We start from the raw sequence: 16,932 nt of genomic DNA, 5'->3' as shown, positions 1-16,932 counted from the left end.
ACTTCAGGCTGATCAATGCGGATGGCGAGACTCGAACTCGCATGGCTTTCGCCACACGCCCCTCAAGCGTGCGTGTCTACCATTCCACCACATCCGCGATTTGCTAACCGTTTCTTAGGATAACATACAACAGTACGGAGCTGCAAAGCCTGGATCATAAAATTACTGTCAAAATTGCTGTGAAACTTAAATTGACGGGTAAACCCAATTTAGGCATGATAGCACTAGGCATTAGGGATTAAGACAAAAAAAACCCTTAATAGTTTATAAACCATGTTGCGCCCCATCCTCCCCACACTTACTATATTTCCCAACCCTCCCCACACCGACCTTTCTCCCCACCCTCCCCACACTTCCCACACTTCCCACACTTCCCCATCAATCCTAGTTTTACATCTCAACTAAAAACCCTATATAGCCAAGCTATTTTATGAAATTTTCAAAGATATTAATTGCCAATCGTGGGGAAATTGCCTTACGGATTATCCGAACCTGTGAGGAGATGGGGATTCCCACCGTTGCAGTTCACTCGACCATTGACCAACATGCTCTTAATGTCCAACTGGCAGATGAAGCGGTTTGTATCGGGGATCCTCCCAGCAGCAAAAGTTATTTAAATATACCCAATATTATTTCTGCTGCCCTCACTCGCAACGCCACTGCCATTCATCCAGGCTATGGTTTCCTATCAGAAAATGCCCGTTTTGCTGAAATCTGTGCTGATCATCAGATTTCTTTCATCGGTCCTACCCCAGAAGCAATCCGAGCCATGGGGGATAAATCTACGGCCAAAGAAACTATGCAACGAGCGGGTGTGCCCACAGTACCTGGAAGTGATGGATTAGTCAGCTCTGAGCAAGAAGCTTATGCGATCGCACGTCAAATTGGCTATCCTGTCATGATTAAAGCCACTGCTGGTGGTGGAGGAAGGGGTATGCGCCTGGTACAGGATGACAGCCAATTGATTAAACTCTTCCAAGCCGCTCAAGGGGAAGCCCAAGCCGCCTTTGGTAATGGCGGGGTATATATTGAAAAATTTATTCAACGCCCTCGCCATATCGAGATTCAAATTTTAGCTGATAGTCACGGCAACGCAATCCACTTGGGTGAGCGAGACTGCTCGATCCAACGGCGTCACCAAAAGCTACTGGAAGAAGCCCCTAGCCCAGTGCTTGACCCAGAATTGCGGGAAAAAATGGGTAATGCTGCGGTAATGGCCGCTAAGTCCATCAATTACGTCGGAGTTGGTACAGTAGAGTTTCTCTTAGATGCCTCTGGTGAATTCTACTTTATGGAAATGAACACCCGAATTCAGGTAGAACACCCAGTCACCGAGATGATCACCGGTCTAGACTTGATCGCCGAACAAATTAAAATTGCTGAAGGGGATAAACTAAGCCTGACCCAAGACCAAGTTACTCTCAAAGGTCACGCCATCGAATGTCGGATCAATGCCGAAGATCCAGACCACGGTTTCCGTCCCCAACCAGGACGAATTAGTGCTTACCTACCACCAGGAGGACCAGGGGTGCGCATGGATTCCCATGTTTACCCCGATTACGAAATTCCCCCCTATTACGACTCTCTGATTGGGAAATTAATCGTTTGGGGTCCCACCCGTGATGCGGCCATTCAGCGCATGAAACGAGCCTTAAGGGAGTGTGCCATTACCGGAGTCACCACCACCCTCACTTTCCATCAAAAAATCCTAGAGACACCAGCTTTTATTGAGGGTCAGGTCTATACCAATTTTGTCGAGAAGGAGATGATGACCTGAACAGCAGAAGGCAGAAGGCAGAGGGCAGAAGTAGGAAGAAAGACAAAAGTAAGTCCTTGGTAATTAGCGATAGCGCTACGCGCACGCTACGCGAACGCATCTTAGTTTTACTTTTTTCTGTTAATACACATCTTGTCTATCTTGTCAATGGGTAAGTCCTCATAGCAGAACTTTTCTTCAATTCCCCTCCCATAACCGTAAAGTAAATCAGTGTACTACATTTAAGTCTTTTAAATCTCTGTGACTCCAGCCCGGTCAGTATTTTCACGTTCGTTTTTGTCCCAAAGGGAGGGGAATTACATGGTAATAGCCAACTATTTATAGTTAATTAAATAGTCAAGCAGTATAAACTTATTAAAGTTTTTATTAAATAAAGTTTAAATGGAATTAAAATCAATTACTTCTGTTATAAAATAATTATTGAAAAAATGCTGATTTTACTAGGGAAGTATAAAAATGTTGAGTGAACTATTGAATAAAAAACATACCAAGAATTTTTGGGTATACGATGCAGACAAGAATGGATATGTGGACAAAGCCGACTTAGAGCGATGCGCTCTTAATCTGGCTTTGCTACGAGGTTTGGAACCGGGAATGCCAGAATTTGAAGATATTAGTGCAAAATATGCGGCAATTTGGCAAAAATTTTGGCAGCCTGCCGATCTCAATGGTGACGGAAAAGTAGAATTGGAAGAGTATCTGACGGTGGCCGAAAAATCGATTGCTAATTTCCCTAATTCAGCAGAACTTCAAGAAGCTCATGATGCTAAAGCAAGCATTATCTTTAGCATCTTGGATACGGATAGTAATGGTACAATTAGTCTGGCTGAATACAAAGAGTTTTGTAAAGCAGTACAGCTCGACGAAGATATTGCTGAAGTAGCTTTTGCCAAGTTAAATCAGAATGGAGATGGAGTTATCTCTAGTGAGGAATACTTAGAAAGAAGCAAGGAATTTCATACAAGTGATGATCCTAATACACCTGGTAACTGGCTTTACGGCTCCTATGAATAATCCCAATGTCAGGACTGGTTTTTCCATCTAGCTGAAACTCAGTAGAGTTGAGACCGCTGAAGGTAATCCTTCACACCCCCCTTGAAATTTTTCCTGGAACCTTGAACTTTCCTAAAACCATTGGGGCTAAGTGAATGGTTAACCATTACCCCTGTAACCTTCAACCTTGGCCAAAAGGCCACGCTACGCGAACAACCAAACAACCTGCAACCTTCAACCTGCAACCTGCAACCTTCAACCTTCAACCTTGGCCAAAAGGCCACGCTACGCGAACAACCTCCAACCTGTAACCTCCAACCTGTAACCTCCAACCTTCAACCTCCAACCTTCTAGATCATCATCCTCAGGATTCCCTGCTGACCTAAAAGAATTTCCCGCAGCAGGCTGAAAATCCCTACCCAAATAATTGGGCTAATATCAACCCCACCAATGGGAGGCACAATTTTGCGCATTGGCACTAAAAAGGGTTCCGTTGGCCAAGCTACTAGATTAAATGGCAAACGATTTAGGTCTACCTGAGGATACCAGGTCAGAACAATGCGAAAGATAAACAAAAAGATCATTAGTCCGAGTAACGGACCAAGAGTCCAGATAGCAATCGTAGCAGCAGTCATGGCTTATTTAATCTTAATGATCACAAATGTATTGCTGGTGGCACCGTCAGCGGTGAGCGGTGAGCGGTGAGCAGTCAGTGGTCAGTGGTCAGTGGTCAGCTTATTTTATTCAAAAGCGCCGATTGCGCTACGGGCACGCTGCGCGAAGATTACCGTGGCACAGGCTTCCAGCCTGTGACCTAACCGATAAGCTGATAGCTGATAACTGATAGCTGATAGCTTACGTGCCGCCTTAGGTGGGTAGGTGGCTTACGGGCGTCCTTGTGATTGTAGTTAATTTAATTTAAACTTTCTCAATAATAGTATCATGTTCTTAGTTCACCCCTCACCAAGCCTCACCTCTGCTCCAATAGGGAACCGGCAGTGGCATGGGGGAAAGCAATCATGTCTAACACTTACCCGATTGGGAAGTGTAGGAGCATCACAAACAAGATTTACAAATTAACTAGGAGTTTTTATGACACCTTCATTAGCCAACTTTTTGTGGAGTTTACTTTTGGGTACTGCCATTGTGGTTATTCCTGCCACTGTGGCACTAATCGTCTTTAGCCAGAGCGATAAGATCCAACGCTCATAACGAAATCCCTACTATCTATGCCTTCAACGAAGTAAGGCGGAGCTTCGATAGCAGGAAATTGAGTGGGTTCACAACCCGCTCAATTTTTGTATTCAGAATCTCTCCTGATCCAGGAGTAAAATGGTTGTTCTCCAGTTACAGTAGAGTGTAAGACCAATAACTCGCTACCATAAAACTGACCATAGGAGAGTAGCAATGGTAAATTTTGGGTTTAATTCAGCTAGCCTTTTGGGCATATTCTTGATGCTTGCCGGAGCAGGACTCTATTTCCTGCGCTCGGTCCGTCCAGAACTAGCCAGAGACCATGATATCTTTTTCACTGTGGTCGGGGTAGTTTGTGGCTTTATTCTGGTGACTCAGGGATGGCGACTCGATCCAATTTTGCAGTTGAGTCAGCTGTTGTTGAGCGGTACAGCAATATTTTTTGGTGTGGAAAGTCTGCGGTTACGGGGCGTTGCCACTAAAAAAGCCCGGGAAGATGCTGGGTTTGAAGACCGCCAGCGACCAGTTAGCCGTAACTATTACCGCGAAGAACCACAAGAGGCTAATGTTTATGATGAATACGATGAACTAGAGCCGGTAGAGGAGCAATACTCCAACCCTCGCTTGCGGCCCACAGCAGATTCCAGGGAAAGGCGCATAGACCGTTATGAAGCAGAAACCCGCCGTCCACCAAGGAGTCGAGGGAGTTCAGAGGAATCTAGGCTAGAAGAGCGGACGCGTAAACGCCGCCCTCGTTCTAATGGTCAGTTTTCAGAACGACCTAGAGAGACCTGGCAGGCTAAGTTAGATAGTGATTGGGAAGACAGACCATATCGTAGTAGACGTTCTCGTCCTTCGGAACAATCTGTGGAACGACCTGTAGAACGATCTGTAGACACTTGGGAGGCTAAGTTAGATCGGGATCTAGACAGAGATCTAGACAGAGATCTAGATAGAGATAGAGAAGACAGACCCGTTCGCCGTAGCCGTTCCGGTCGTGAATCTATAGAAAACTATGACTCAGAAAACTATGACTCACAGATAGCCTCAAGGGAAAGAAAGCGTCGTACCACCCCAAGGGAGGAAACATCCTCTAACTACTCAGACCAAAACGATTATGTGGATTACAAACCCATCGACCTGTCTGAGGAAGATGATGAGCCGTTAGGACCGTTTGAGTACTAATAAAACTAGCTATCAGCTATCAGCTATCAGCTATCAGCTATCAGCTATCAGCTATTAGCTATCAGCTATCAGCTATCAGCTATCAGCTATCAGCTATCAGCTATCAGCTATCAACTATCAGCTATCAGCTATCAGCTATCAGCTATCAACTATCAGCTATCAACTATCAGCTATCAGCTATCAGCTATCAGCTATCAGCTATCAGCTATCAGCTTAAGGGCACGCTACTTGAGGTGCTATTAGTTATCAGTTATCTGCTAAAGGCTGAGGGCTAAAGGCTGAGGGCTGAGGGCTGAGGGCTGAGGGCTGAGGGCTGAGGGCTGAGGGCTGAGGGCTGAGGGCTGAGGGCTGAGGGCTGAGGGCTGAGGGCTGAGGGCTGAGGGCTGAGGGCTGAGGGCTGAGGGCTGAGGGCTGAGGGCTGAGGGCTGAGGGCTGAGGGCTGACCACTGACCGCTGAGGGCTGAGGGCTGAATGCTTAGCACCCTATGCTATCAAAACAGCGGGGAATTCGGTTCTGTGGATTGCCATAATAATCCAAAATCTCGTGAGTCCGTAGCACCATAGATTCCATCAGAGCAGTCATGTTCTTCTTTACCACTAATTGGTCTTCTGGTGAAACATAGGCTACGTCTGCCAACAAAACCTCGGTAATGTCTTCATGTGCTCCATCGTCATTAATTTTGGCATGGAGCAAGATTGGTTGATAAAAGTCCGAAGGCAAATCTAAATCTTGACACCGCTGTTTGAACAGACCGTGTGACGCATTCCCCCACCTGGCCGTAGGCCACGCGGGGCGCGTTCGTCCAGGTGGGGGTTAGTCCACGTTGATATTAATTACTATAGCGCTTTTTATCCTCATGAGGTACACATATTTTTTTCCCTCTTCCCTGCTCCCTGCTCCCTGCTCCCTGCTCCCTGCTCCCTAAAACCTTAGGTGCGCTTGACCTTGGCGAATTAAATTCGCCACGGGTCGCACCTCAAAAACTTGTACCTTACTAGATTAAAAACCGCTATAAAGACCTGGAACACTGATTATTAGTTCGCGTAGGGAACAGGGAACAGTGCGTAGGGTGCGTTAGGGGCGGGCTCGCCCTCATTTTCTGCCTCGTAGCCAGAGTTGGGATAGCCCGTCCCGTAACGCACCGTCAGAGTTGGGATAGTCCGCCCCGTAACGCACCACCCAAGGGCTCTGTAGCTGATGCGTTCCCATAGCAGCTCGTACCGACCATCGCTTTTAGCGATTGACCTTGGCCTTTCGGCCACGCTACGGGAATGGTCACGCTACGCGATTGACTTTTGGTCACGCTACGCGATTGGCCGTAGGCCACGCTAAAAGCGATCGCATTCAACAAAAACTATCCTCTTGATCCATTACACTCCCGACTCCCCACTCCCGATTCTAAATTCTAAATTCTAAATTCTAAATTCTAAATTCTAAATTCCCTACTCCCGTCCTACCACCAAATCCCACAAGGCATCAATACCACTGCCCACATACTCTGAATCCTGGTGTTGTTCAATCCATTCAATCACAGTAGGGAGAACATGATTAGATGTTTTGCCCAATTTGCCCAAGGCTTTGGCTGCCCTGATACGCACAAAAGAATCATCATCCCTTAGCTGTGCTAGGAGGGCCTTTATTACAGTTTCTGAGCTGTTGCCCAATATACCCAAGGTATCAGCTGCACTCACACGCACATCAGATTTATCATCCTGAAGTCCTGCTAGCAGGGTGTTAACTACGGTTTCTAAGCTGTTGCCCAAATTGCCCAAGGCTTCCGCTGCACTCATACGCACAAAAGAATCATCATCCTGAAGTCCTGCTAGCAGGGTGTTAACTACGGTTTCTGAGCTGTTGCCCAATTTGCCCAAGGCTTCCGCTGCACTCATACGCACAAAATAATCATCATCCATTAGCCTTGCTAGAAGGGTCTTTATTACAGTTTCTGAGCTGTTGCCCAAATTGCCCAAGGCTTCCGCTGCATTCACACGCACGAAAGAATTATCATCATCCATTAGCCTTGCTAGGAGGGCGTTGACTACGGTTTGTGAGCTATGGCCAAATTTACCCAAAACATTGGCTGCACTCCTACGGACACTATAATCATCATCCATTAGCCTTGCTATGAGGGCGTTTATTACAGTTTCTGAGCTGTTGCCCAATTCGCCCAAGGTAAAGGCTGCAATCACACGCACATCAGATTTATCATCCATTAGCCTTGCTAGGAGGGCGTTGACTACAGTTTCTGAGTTGTTGTCTAATTTGGTCAAGGCATAGGCTGCAATCGTACGCACGAAAGAATTATCATCATCCATTAGCCTTGCTAGGAGGGCGTTGACTACGGTTTCTGAGCTTTTGCCCAATCTGCCCAAGGCTTCCACTGCCCTCCCACGCACATCAGAATCATCATCCTTTAGTAGTGCTAGCAATATTGTAATGGTCTGATCTTTTTCCCCTAACTCGTGTCGATACTTCAGCAATCGTGTCTCATTAATTAAATTTGTTCGCTCCTTCAACATCTCTAGAGCTTGTGTCTCAAAATCCGTTTCATACAAACTACAAATTATCTTAAAAACCTGATCGCGAATATTATCGCCAACCTGCTCTTTACTAGTTACCTCCAACTCAACCAACCGCTCCACAATCTCTTCGACCAACTCACTATCAGTACTCCTTAAATTCTTTGGATCTTCTGCCAAACAATTACCAGCAAACAACAAATCCCGATGTAACCCTTGCTCATAGTTACTCTTATTATTTACAACTGCTCGAATTGCCTTCGTTGCATTTTTCGGTTTTTGTTGTGCTATCAGCAATAGTAACACTTCGCGCCAGTGGGAGTCATGTAAATACTCCCGAATGTGATTCAATATAATACCAAAATCATACTCATTCTCGGCTTGATAGTTAATCTCCTGAGCACACAAATATTCTTGAAAGGTCTTATGGACAAAACCATAACAATCTTGCCCCTGTTCATTCAACAAACCAGTGCGCTTCCGGATTAACTCTACAAACCGTTTCGCCTCTTGCTTGGCTTTATACAAATCCACCTGCTTCAAGGTTTTAATCTGCTCAGCCAATTGGTTAATCAAATCATCTTGATCAATAAGCGTGCCACTATCCTTATCTTCAGCATTTCCCTGAGAATGAATCCAATACGCCAACCATTCCATCAATCGGCGTAAATCATCCAAACTCAAATATGTCAACCACTTATCACTAGTTAATTCTTTATTAGCATCCCAAGAGGTTAACAAGGTTTCCACTGCTTTGTCATAAAGCTTATACCGTTCCTTGGGCAAAACCGCTTGATACCGATGAATTAATGCAATAATTGTCAACAATAACGGATTCCGTGCCAATAGCTTAATCCGGTCATTATCATCCAGCGCTTTTCGTAAACTATCCTTGCGCCTTTCAGCTTCTGCTTGGTCTTGAAAGCGACTGTTATACCAGTTATCAATAAACGCGGAAATCTTGCTATCATCAAAGGGTTCAATTTGATAGTGGGGAAAGTCCTCAGTGCGGAAAAAGTCCCGTCGATAACCAGCCGGTCTAGATGTAATAATAGCGCGATTTCTGTCAAACTGTCCTAAAAAATTCTCGATGCGCCTGACTACATCATTGCGTTTAGCCTCTTCTGCTACTTCATCCAAACCATCCAGCAATATCAACGCCCTACCATCAGACAACCAATGCTCAAAAAATCCAACTGGTAACCGTTGCACTGACATCGTGTTTTCCGCAAACCCACGAGCATAGTCGATCAGGTTTTTATCGAGATTTATCCCAAAATCTCGCATCCTAATTAAAATCGGTAGCCAGTCCGTATCACCATCTAATCCCAAAACCTCAGCTTTGCTCTCAGCCAACATTACCGCAAAATAACTCATCAACGTGGTTTTTCCCGAACCAGGCGCACCCAATATCACCACTCGTCTCGACTGACTTTGGCTCAATAGCTGCTGAGCCAAAAATTTCCGTCCAGTCGTCTTTTCCAACAACGCCCTTTCCGGCTTTTCCCCACTTTCTGCTGCTAACAACTCCCGCTCCCAACCGCCAGCAGTTGATACCTCTTCCACCACATCGGGCATTACAAAAATCTGAGCTAACTTCTCCGATTTCTCTACCTCTTGCCCAGGCACAGCAATGCCAGCAAACTTGACATCATCAAACCAGTTAGCTAACTGCTCACAATAATCCTGTTTAGCTACCTGAAATTTTAGATAAGTAACCGTATGCTGAAAATAAGCATTAACAAATCTCTCTATCCAAGGTTTGAGACTATCTTGATTTAGTTTAATGTTATGGGTTTCAGCTTGCTGTTGAAATACCCTGATTAAAATATCCCGGTCTGGCTTACCTTGATTAATTAACGGTTTATGTAATTGTTCCAAAACCGCCGAGTTAGTAAAATAGCCCTGCAAAAAACTTTTAACTCCATGCAATCCATCCGGTGGAGCGTGAAAAAATAACAGTTGGCTCGGTTCCAGTTGTTTTTCCCATTCCTTAACTGCGTCTTCTCCCGCTTTGATTGCCTTCTCTACATCGCTTTTCGTCAGAGCTTTAACTATACGCTTACCTGCTTCTCCCGCAACAGTACCTAACAACGGTGACGCGATTTTCGATAGTTCTAAACTAGCCAAAAAGGAGAATGGTTCCATAATTTATAGGTAATTATGTTCGATGCTATAGCGTTTCTATGATTTATGAGGTACGCTTCTCAACCTCAAAGTCCCCCTTGATAAGGGGGATTTAGGGGGATCTCTTTGTACCTCATGGCATAGAGAGTTGCTATATAGCGGTTTTTATCCTAATGAGGTACACAGAATTTTTTCCCTGTTCCCTGTTCCCTAAAACCAGGAAATCTGTACCTCACCAAATTGAAAACCGCTATATTAATTATAGCAATTTAGGGAGTAGGGTTTTTTGCGTGGGTTTTGATCCCCCTAAATCCCCCTTAATAAGGGGGACTTTTCAGATAAATTTCCGGACTTCTTACAATAATCAGGCTTTTGAGATAGATTTCCGGACTCCCCCCAATGATCACGGGGGGGGGCTGGGGGGGATCGAGCGAGTAAATGCAATAGAAAGGGATGGTATGTAGGAGCCGCTAAGCAAACCCACTCCTCCAACTAAGACCATTACCCTCATTCCTAATCCCTAAAAAAATTCGATAAAATCGTTAAATTATTAAATTTTGAAACAGCTCTAAGTTGTGTTAGAGGGAAGCTCACTGCTTATCCGATAGCACACTGCTTCAAAATTATGCAATACTTCATCATTGGTAAATCGAATTACTTTTAATCCATAACCTTCAATAATCTGACTTCTTTCTTTATCATAAGCTTGGCCAGCTTCTGTATAATGAGACTCTCCATCAACTTCAATAACTAATTTTAAAGCAGCGCAATAAAAGTCAAAAATAAAATTACCTATCGGTCTTTGTCGCAAGACTCTAAATTTAAAAATTTTCAAATAGTCAGACCACAGCTTTTTCTCGGCTGGTGTCATAGTTTTCCTTAATTCTCTAGCTCTGCTTACTAAATTGGAGTTATAAGGTAGATGAAATTGTCTTTGTTGGCGATCGCACATTTTACAAGAATTGAACTTGTGGTTTTTGCCGTGGGTTTGGATCCCCCTAAATCCCCCTTAATAAGGGGGACTTTTAAGATACATTTCCGGACTCCCCCCAATGATCACGGGGGGCTGGGGGGGATCAAGCGAGTAAATGGGATAGAAAGGGATGGTATCTAGGAGCCGCTACGGGAACCCATAAATATCCTATCAATTTAAATACTATCCAATCATGACCGGCTCAACTTAAATACTATCCCAAGATTAATCTTTGGAATTAAATGCAATTTATAGATTTCCGGACTCCCCCCTTTGATCACGGGGGGCTGGGAGGGATCGAGCAAATAAATGGCATAGAAAGAGATGGTATCTAGGAGCCGCTACGGGAACCCATAAATATCTTATCAATTTAAATACTATCCCAAGATTACGATCTAAACTTAAATACTATCGCAAAATTAACCTTTAAAATTAAATGTAATGCTCTTATCCGCTAAGGGATTTACCGTAGGCTATGCTACGCGATGAAGCGTTTCGGCAAAGCCGACGCTACGCGAACGCGTAGCGTGGCCAAAGGCCTCAGCTTCCGCTAAAAGTGATTGACCGTAAGTCATGCTACGCAATCGCTCTTTGCTATAGCATTTATAGGATTTATCAGGTACACTTTTCAACCTCAAAGTCCCCCTTATTAAGGGGGATTTAGGGGGATCATTTTGTACATCATGGCATAGAAAATTACTATAAAAAAAATCAAAAATACTAATATATTTTTTTTATATACCCCCTAACGCAAAAAAAAATTAAAAATTACTTGACAAAATAAATAATTATTTATTACCATAAAAATGTCATCAATACAACAGCAAAAAAAACATTATGGATATCGAAAACTTTCTTCCAAATTTTGAGTATAATCCCAACAATCCTAATCTCCCGGAATTATTTGGCCAACCTCAGCCAGGACGGGAGCAAATCAAACATATATTGATCGGTTCTCCCAAAACCGTCCGGGTCACAATCTATAATCTTTATAGCCGTGGCTACGCCCAAGTTCATGAGTGGAGCACTCCTCAACCTACCGGAAATCCTGGTGAGGTGATCAGTATATTGATTCGGCATCTGTTGGTAGATTAAGATAGCAAGTTGCCAGGGATGCCAATCCCTGGCGACAGGTCAAAACTGAGGATAAAGTACGAAGTCTGAAGTCTGAACCATAAGTTAGTATGTTGTTGATTGGGATAATTTCCTGATGAATTGGTGAACACATAGTCAAGGACCCTAGGGTTTTTGACAATTACAAAAAATAATTCGGTCAAGCATTGGAATTAACCAGAACTTGACCGAATTTTTTTTATTGAGGGAACAGGGAACAGGGAACAGGGAACAGGGAGTAGGGAAGAAATTTAGATGTACTTCACACTTACTAGAAAACTTAACAGCACTAATCAAGACTCAAGACTAACTTGCGACAGTGCAATAGTTTTTTTGAACCATCTACACCACCCAAATCACACCTAGTGCGGATGCAATAGTTTTTTGACCCTACTGCGCACACCTCCCACGCCTCCCACACTCCCCACACTCCCCACGCCTCCCATATTTACCACCTACACCTCCCACATCACCTCTGGCGCTAATGCAATAGTTTTTTTTAACCCCACTCCCCACACTCCCCACACTCCCCACACTCCCCACCCTTCCCACACTCCCCACCCTTCCCACCTACCCCTTGCATCTTCTCCAAAATTGTGTTAATATAACAATATCGTTAAAGCAATGGTTTTACCGCCATGATGATTTCTACCGCACAAGCCGCTGAATTACTAGGTATCTCTGCCACTCGCGTCCGTTTCCTGTTGAGCAAGGGCAGAGTCAAAGGAGCTTATAAGGTCGGTAGAACTTGGGTAATTCCCTTATTTGATGGCATGCCAGTAATCACCCCTGGTACTCGCGGACCAAAGCGGAATTGGTCAAAGCGCACAAATTACACTAAAGCTGTTATCCACGTTAATCAAAAAGTGATTCGCCAAAATCACAACACCGGCGAACGCAATCCCGTGATTACGGTAAAACGCGGATCTAAAAACACTTACGGTCATACCGTAGAAGTCAATGGCCCCTGTCGGGTCATGTATCGCCCAGATGATCCCCTAAAGTGTGGAGCACGGGTATGGATTGAGACGATTTCTGACTTTAAAGTGATCGCCTAAGCTGTTGTGGATTTAAATTAGATAAGTAGGAATTGAGCATTCAGCCGTCAGCCGTCAGCCGTCAGCCTTTTGCTGATGACTTATAGCTGATGACTTATAGCTGATGACTTATAGCTGATAGCTGTTCGCGAAGCGTGCGCGTAGCGCATTAGCTGTTCGCGAAGCGTGCGCATAGCGCATTAGCTAAATGCTTACATAAAAAAACCATCAAACCCTCTCCCCTGTTCCCTGTTCCCTGTTCCCTGTTCCCTGCTCCGAAGTCCCTGCTCCCTTGTAGTTAAACTAAACTATTCCCGACAGATCAAACTTTCCTGCGCAATTTCTTCCAATTCAACCGCTTTCAACAATCGGGACCAAGCCTCAGCAAACGTAGCATTTTGTGGATTACTACAACGAAGTTTAGCTGCTTGATTCAAGGCATCATACCAAATGCCATTTTCAGCATAAACTGTCATTAGCTTCTGCTGTGAGTTTTTTGTATCTAACTCATACTTAAACTTTGGCAATTCAACCCGTTTCAAGAGTCCTCTAATAAACAAAACCGAGTCATCGTAAAACGAATCTGGAGAATTACAATCAAGGATCAAATGCCAGCGATACCACTTACCAACCTCTAAGGAGTAGGGAAGAGGTATGCTAAACACACCAGACCGACTTGGCAAAGTAACAGGTAAATATTTTGGAGCAAGCTTGGTGTTAGTTTTTGAATCCTGCAAGGAAAATTCCCCAGAAAGCCCCCTCTCAAAACTTTCAGATTGATAGGAAACATTAACCCAGATAGTCGGAGACTCATTAACTGTCAATCCCCTACTATCTTTATCGATCACAGGTGTCATCGTAAGGTTTCCTCCCGTTTCAGAAACAGCCATAGGACAATATCCACGATTACCTGTACCTCGCCTACGTCCGCTCGGCGCATCACCTGAATAATCTGGCTGTTTAAACTCTACTGCTATAGATTCAGCCCTATTGCCAGTGGATTCCATCAATTGCGCTTGTGCTGGGTAGCTGGTGAGAGTCGCCAGAGCAAACGCAATCCCATAAAGCAGTTTAATTTTAACCATTGTCAACTCCGATGCTTTTGCCAAGGAAGATGCTGACTGGGTCTGAGAAGTTCCCTTTTTGCATCAATCCTAGTTTCACATCTGATTGGAACATGCTGTATAACGTACTACCAAAACCATACCCACCGAAGTAAGCACCAATACCATTGCTGAAGGCACCAGCGGTATCCAACCCCCTTGCAAAATCAACAGATAACAAATGCCATACAAAGCACCAAGTGCCACTCCCGTCGGGATTACCAAGCCACTTAGGCAATGCATACCCCTAGCCTGGCCTGAGCGGAATCCCATTACTAAACCAATTACACTTCCTACCACAGACCAACCCCAAATCCACAGCACTTCTGTTGATTCTGACCAAACCCACAACAAGGGTCGATTATCCAGAACCGCACTCAGGATTTGACTTACCATATGTCCTTGAATCACCACTCCTGGTGTTCGCTTCTGGCTCAGGCGCTGACTGGCACTGTAAGGGGTGAGCCAGTAATCACTACTGGTATTAATTGGACCGGCTATACCAACAAGAATAATCCGACCCTTCAGTTGGGACCTGCGCTGGGGCGGAATCTTATCATTGAGAATATCGCCAACATCGACTGTTGGTGCAATATCTTCAACAGAACGACGGGAACGGTAATTTAGCAAGATTTGTCTACCTGCTGCATCCACTCTGTGGTAGCCACCGGTATAGGAATTTAATTCCTTCAGCACAACAGTTTTACCGTTACCCAAATGTGGCCGATCAATCCATAATTGCTGATTTGATGTGTAGCCCCATGGGATACCCTTAGCATGTAGATAGTATAGGGCTAGTAACAAGCTAAGGTTATTCTTAGCAGTACACTTATCCGTGAGGTCTGGTGAGTTCAGAGATAACAGATGGCGACGGAGGATTCCCCCCTGGTCAGGTAAAGCATCACTAAAACCAATCCGATCTGGCCGAATTTCCAGGGGTGGAGAAATCCCTTCGGTGTCCCCAGCCTTAGCATCTTTAACTTTACAGATACCAAATAAATTCTTTTGTCCCAGGTAAGTTGCTAGTTTAGGGTAAGCTGGATCCACCGGAAAATCACGATAGATATCTAAGCCAATCGTTACTGGTTCATACTCCTGGAGTTTCTCAAATAGCCGAGTAAGAGTATGGTCTGATAACGATGCCCTATGCTTGGGTTGCTGTTCCTGATTTTTAATATCCTCTGGAGTAGCCTTAACAATCAACAGACGTTCGTCCCCCATTTCATAGGGTCGTTGTCCCATCAGTTGGTCAAAAGCTTTTAGTTCAAGCCCTTCCAATAGTCCCAACCACCGCAATCCCATCACCAAAGCCATGGCGAATACACTAGCCTTGAGTAACAAAACGCGATCGCACCATAGTGACCGAATCAGACAAAAATGCCAAGGTCTGTAGGATCTGTTATGCGATCGCAAAAAGGTCTTAGTCTTTTGGTCTGAAGGAGTAAGGGAGGTACTGGGTAATGAACCTTCACCCTCTACTACAGCCGATCGCATCATCTTTTGAACCTCTGAAGAGGTTTGTGACCCATGAGCCTGACTAGAGCTACCTGAAACAGAAGCCAATTGATTGCGATCGCGCAACTGTTGCCAAGTCGGCGCAACAACAGCTGGATTTTGGCAAATCACTGGTAACCAGCTAGCACCAGGATAGTTATCTTCCCAGCCTTGCAACCGTTCCCTAGCTTCCCGCACTGCCAAATATAAGGATTTTCCACCAGCAAATGCGGTTAAAAAGTACTTCAAAAACTCCTGTGCCACTGGATCTGGTACCGGCTCCCGCATCACAATCAACTGAGGAATATGTAAATCAGCCAATTCCCGTGCTAATCCCAAGCCATCGCAAGAATTGAAAATTGCCAGTCTCAAACCACGGGTAATAGCTGCTCCCAGACCATGCTTTAACTGGGAAATCGTTAACCTATCAGTTTGATTAATACTTATGTAACCAGTTTTAGCATCCGCCGCACTCTTGCTATGTCCTGCAAAAAACAGGATATCCCATCCCTGTTTATCCCAAAGCTGGTGGTTAAGCTCTTGGCGTTGTGGCTGCACCAGAAAAACCGTTTCCGCCTCCGGTAACTGCTCAAGTAAAGCCCGGTCTTTTTCAACCTCAATCCCTTCACTATTTCCTAAAATTCCTAATACCCTAACTTGACCCGTTGACTCTCGATCTGGCGTCGTGACTGGCTCATACTCTTGGCTACTCAACGCCACTTCTGTCAGGGGGTAATCTTCAAATAAACGCCACAAATGCCAAGGAAATCGTCGCACTTGGTCATCTTCCGCCTCGATAATCACGCTAATTTCCTCAGACGGAATTAGTTTAGTTCGCACTCGCCGTTCAATGTTGCGAAATTCTTCAGCATTGAGCCAGGTATTAATTTGCTCTTCTAACTGTTGAGACAGATTCCTAAACTCAGCTTCTGAAACATTAGTGATACTAACGTTATGAATTTCCAGACGGCGATCGCACCTGAAGCCTCCGTAGAGTGCTGCATACATTAATTGCCAGCGTTTGTAGAGTTTAGGCAGTTCTGGTGCAGCAGGCAAACCTCCAGTAAACTGCATCAGAGTACGATGATCCCTTTCCCAAAGTTGAGCTATAACAGTAGGAAAACCTTCCTGACAATTACCATTTCCCAGTTTTAAGACTACTAACTGACTCATCTTTAAATAGTTTGTCAGGGCTACATCCGTCAGGGTTAACTAAGGTCTGAAATTTTAATGGTTGCTTGGAGTTGAATGTTTATGGGGGTCTAACCATTAAAACTCTTGCGATAAGATAACATTACTCGATTGTGTTTGTCAACTCTTCAATTGGTGGTATTAAAATGCTATAGTGTAGTTTTAAGATTTTATATCTAGCTTGATATCTAGCTTGATCCACAGTTCACTGATTCAGCATCAAGG

At 44.5% G+C, this 16,932-nt stretch carries 16 protein-coding genes and 1 tRNA gene; 9 read left to right on the top strand and 8 right to left on the bottom strand.

What is annotated here, in order from left to right:
• Positions 1-16: 16 nt before the first annotated feature.
• A tRNA-Leu gene (locus tag F6K64_RS20460) sits at positions 17-97 on the bottom strand.
• Between the two features lie 333 nt (positions 98-430).
• Between F6K64_RS20460 and accC the strand changes: the two genes are divergently transcribed.
• The 3 genes from accC to F6K64_RS20445 all read left to right on the top strand — a co-directional run bounded on the left by accC (position 431) and on the right by F6K64_RS20445 (position 3,124).
• Complete coding sequence (gene accC, locus F6K64_RS20455) at positions 431-1,777, top strand: acetyl-CoA carboxylase biotin carboxylase subunit (protein WP_287266203.1); 1,347 nt, start codon at positions 431-433, stop codon at positions 1,775-1,777.
• 456 nt (positions 1,778-2,233) lie between these two features.
• Positions 2,234-2,791 carry an EF-hand domain-containing protein gene (locus tag F6K64_RS20450; RefSeq protein ID WP_008186607.1) on the top strand — a complete coding sequence of 186 codons (558 nt, stop codon included), beginning with the start codon at positions 2,234-2,236 and terminating at the stop codon, positions 2,789-2,791.
• A 120-nt stretch (positions 2,792-2,911) separates the two neighbouring features.
• Positions 2,912-3,124 (top strand): hypothetical protein, encoded by a 213-nt coding sequence (locus F6K64_RS20445; RefSeq protein ID WP_044493872.1) that lies wholly within the window; start codon positions 2,912-2,914, stop codon positions 3,122-3,124.
• Here the strand turns inward: F6K64_RS20445 and F6K64_RS20440 are convergent.
• Entirely contained in the window at positions 3,121-3,405 is a 285-nt protein-coding gene (locus F6K64_RS20440) for a YggT family protein (RefSeq protein ID WP_008186608.1), read from the bottom strand. The two genes, F6K64_RS20445 and F6K64_RS20440, sit on opposite strands and share 4 nt — an antisense overlap.
• Positions 3,406-3,464: 59 nt before the next feature.
• Between F6K64_RS20440 and F6K64_RS20435 the strand changes: the two genes are divergently transcribed.
• The 3 genes from F6K64_RS20435 to F6K64_RS20425 all read left to right on the top strand — a co-directional run bounded on the left by F6K64_RS20435 (position 3,465) and on the right by F6K64_RS20425 (position 5,149).
• Positions 3,465-3,614, top strand: a complete 150-nt coding sequence (locus F6K64_RS20435) for a hypothetical protein (RefSeq protein WP_287252007.1) — start codon at positions 3,465-3,467, stop codon at positions 3,612-3,614.
• Between the two features lie 248 nt (positions 3,615-3,862).
• Positions 3,863-3,982, top strand: a complete 120-nt coding sequence (gene psbX, locus F6K64_RS20430) for a photosystem II reaction center X protein (protein WP_071986908.1) — start codon at positions 3,863-3,865, stop codon at positions 3,980-3,982.
• A 195-nt stretch (positions 3,983-4,177) separates the two neighbouring features.
• A complete protein-coding gene (locus tag F6K64_RS20425; RefSeq protein WP_287252010.1) occupies positions 4,178-5,149 on the top strand; it encodes a Ycf66 family protein in 972 nt (323 codons plus the stop codon).
• Positions 5,150-5,624: 475 nt separating this feature from the next.
• Here F6K64_RS20425 and F6K64_RS20420 read toward each other — a convergent pair whose 3' ends face one another.
• Complete coding sequence (locus F6K64_RS20420) at positions 5,625-5,870, bottom strand: hypothetical protein (RefSeq protein WP_008186613.1); 246 nt, start codon at positions 5,868-5,870, stop codon at positions 5,625-5,627.
• A 520-nt stretch (positions 5,871-6,390) separates the two neighbouring features.
• On the opposite strand from F6K64_RS20420, the gene F6K64_RS20415 reads away from it, so the two are divergent.
• Positions 6,391-6,516, top strand: coding sequence for a hypothetical protein (locus F6K64_RS20415; protein WP_287263303.1), 126 nt, complete (start codon positions 6,391-6,393; stop codon positions 6,514-6,516).
• Between the two features lie 76 nt (positions 6,517-6,592).
• Here F6K64_RS20415 and F6K64_RS20410 read toward each other — a convergent pair whose 3' ends face one another.
• The 3 genes from F6K64_RS20410 to F6K64_RS20400 all read right to left on the bottom strand — a co-directional run bounded on the left by F6K64_RS20410 (position 6,593) and on the right by F6K64_RS20400 (position 11,401).
• Positions 6,593-9,817 (bottom strand): NACHT domain-containing protein, encoded by a 3,225-nt coding sequence (locus tag F6K64_RS20410; protein ID WP_287266201.1) that lies wholly within the window; start codon positions 9,815-9,817, stop codon positions 6,593-6,595.
• Between the two features lie 547 nt (positions 9,818-10,364).
• Complete coding sequence (locus tag F6K64_RS20405; RefSeq protein WP_044493053.1) at positions 10,365-10,748, bottom strand: endonuclease domain-containing protein; 384 nt, start codon at positions 10,746-10,748, stop codon at positions 10,365-10,367.
• A gap of 494 nt (positions 10,749-11,242) precedes the next feature.
• The gene (locus F6K64_RS20400) at positions 11,243-11,401 is read right to left on the bottom strand and encodes a hypothetical protein (RefSeq protein ID WP_287250842.1); all 159 of its coding nucleotides are present in this window, start codon (positions 11,399-11,401) and stop codon (positions 11,243-11,245) included.
• A 205-nt stretch (positions 11,402-11,606) separates the two neighbouring features.
• On the opposite strand from F6K64_RS20400, the gene F6K64_RS20395 reads away from it, so the two are divergent.
• Both F6K64_RS20395 and F6K64_RS20390 read left to right on the top strand, forming a co-directional pair.
• Entirely contained in the window at positions 11,607-11,864 is a 258-nt protein-coding gene (locus F6K64_RS20395; protein WP_071107397.1) for a hypothetical protein, read from the top strand.
• Positions 11,865-12,520: 656 nt separating this feature from the next.
• Positions 12,521-12,940, top strand: a complete 420-nt coding sequence (locus tag F6K64_RS20390; protein ID WP_287250844.1) for a helix-turn-helix domain-containing protein — start codon at positions 12,521-12,523, stop codon at positions 12,938-12,940.
• 287 nt (positions 12,941-13,227) lie between these two features.
• Here the strand turns inward: F6K64_RS20390 and F6K64_RS20385 are convergent, their stop codons facing one another.
• Both F6K64_RS20385 and F6K64_RS20380 read right to left on the bottom strand, forming a co-directional pair.
• A complete protein-coding gene (locus F6K64_RS20385) occupies positions 13,228-14,004 on the bottom strand; it encodes a DUF928 domain-containing protein (RefSeq protein WP_287250847.1) in 777 nt (258 codons plus the stop codon).
• A 75-nt stretch (positions 14,005-14,079) separates the two neighbouring features.
• Positions 14,080-16,689, bottom strand: a complete 2,610-nt coding sequence (locus tag F6K64_RS20380; RefSeq protein ID WP_008180650.1) for a CHASE2 domain-containing protein — start codon at positions 16,687-16,689, stop codon at positions 14,080-14,082.
• Positions 16,690-16,932: the final 243 nt, after the last annotated feature.

Origin of the sequence: Moorena sp. SIO3A2, from assembly GCF_010672265.1 — a bacterium.
Classification (GTDB): Bacteria; Cyanobacteriota; Cyanobacteriia; order Cyanobacteriales; family Coleofasciculaceae; genus Moorena; species Moorena producens.
Note: the sequence above shows the minus strand (reverse complement) of the source record. Positions and strands in the feature narration are given on the sequence as shown.

Coding starts and splice junctions, on each gene's coding strand:
- F6K64_RS20385 (WP_287250847.1), bottom strand. CDS start 14,004: ATGGTTAAAATTAAACTGCTTTATGGGATTGCGTTTGCTCTGGCGACT.
- psbX (WP_071986908.1), top strand. CDS start 3,863: ATGACACCTTCATTAGCCAACTTTTTGTGGAGTTTACTTTTGGGTACT.
- F6K64_RS20425 (WP_287252010.1), top strand. CDS start 4,178: ATGGTAAATTTTGGGTTTAATTCAGCTAGCCTTTTGGGCATATTCTTG.
- F6K64_RS20380 (WP_008180650.1), bottom strand. CDS start 16,689: ATGAGTCAGTTAGTAGTCTTAAAACTGGGAAATGGTAATTGTCAGGAA.
- F6K64_RS20450 (WP_008186607.1), top strand. CDS start 2,234: ATGTTGAGTGAACTATTGAATAAAAAACATACCAAGAATTTTTGGGTA.
- F6K64_RS20440 (WP_008186608.1), bottom strand. CDS start 3,405: ATGACTGCTGCTACGATTGCTATCTGGACTCTTGGTCCGTTACTCGGA.
- F6K64_RS20405 (WP_044493053.1), bottom strand. CDS start 10,748: ATGTGCGATCGCCAACAAAGACAATTTCATCTACCTTATAACTCCAAT.
- F6K64_RS20410 (WP_287266201.1), bottom strand. CDS start 9,817: ATGGAACCATTCTCCTTTTTGGCTAGTTTAGAACTATCGAAAATCGCG.
- F6K64_RS20395 (WP_071107397.1), top strand. CDS start 11,607: ATGGATATCGAAAACTTTCTTCCAAATTTTGAGTATAATCCCAACAAT.
- accC (WP_287266203.1), top strand. CDS start 431: ATGAAATTTTCAAAGATATTAATTGCCAATCGTGGGGAAATTGCCTTA.
- F6K64_RS20390 (WP_287250844.1), top strand. CDS start 12,521: ATGATGATTTCTACCGCACAAGCCGCTGAATTACTAGGTATCTCTGCC.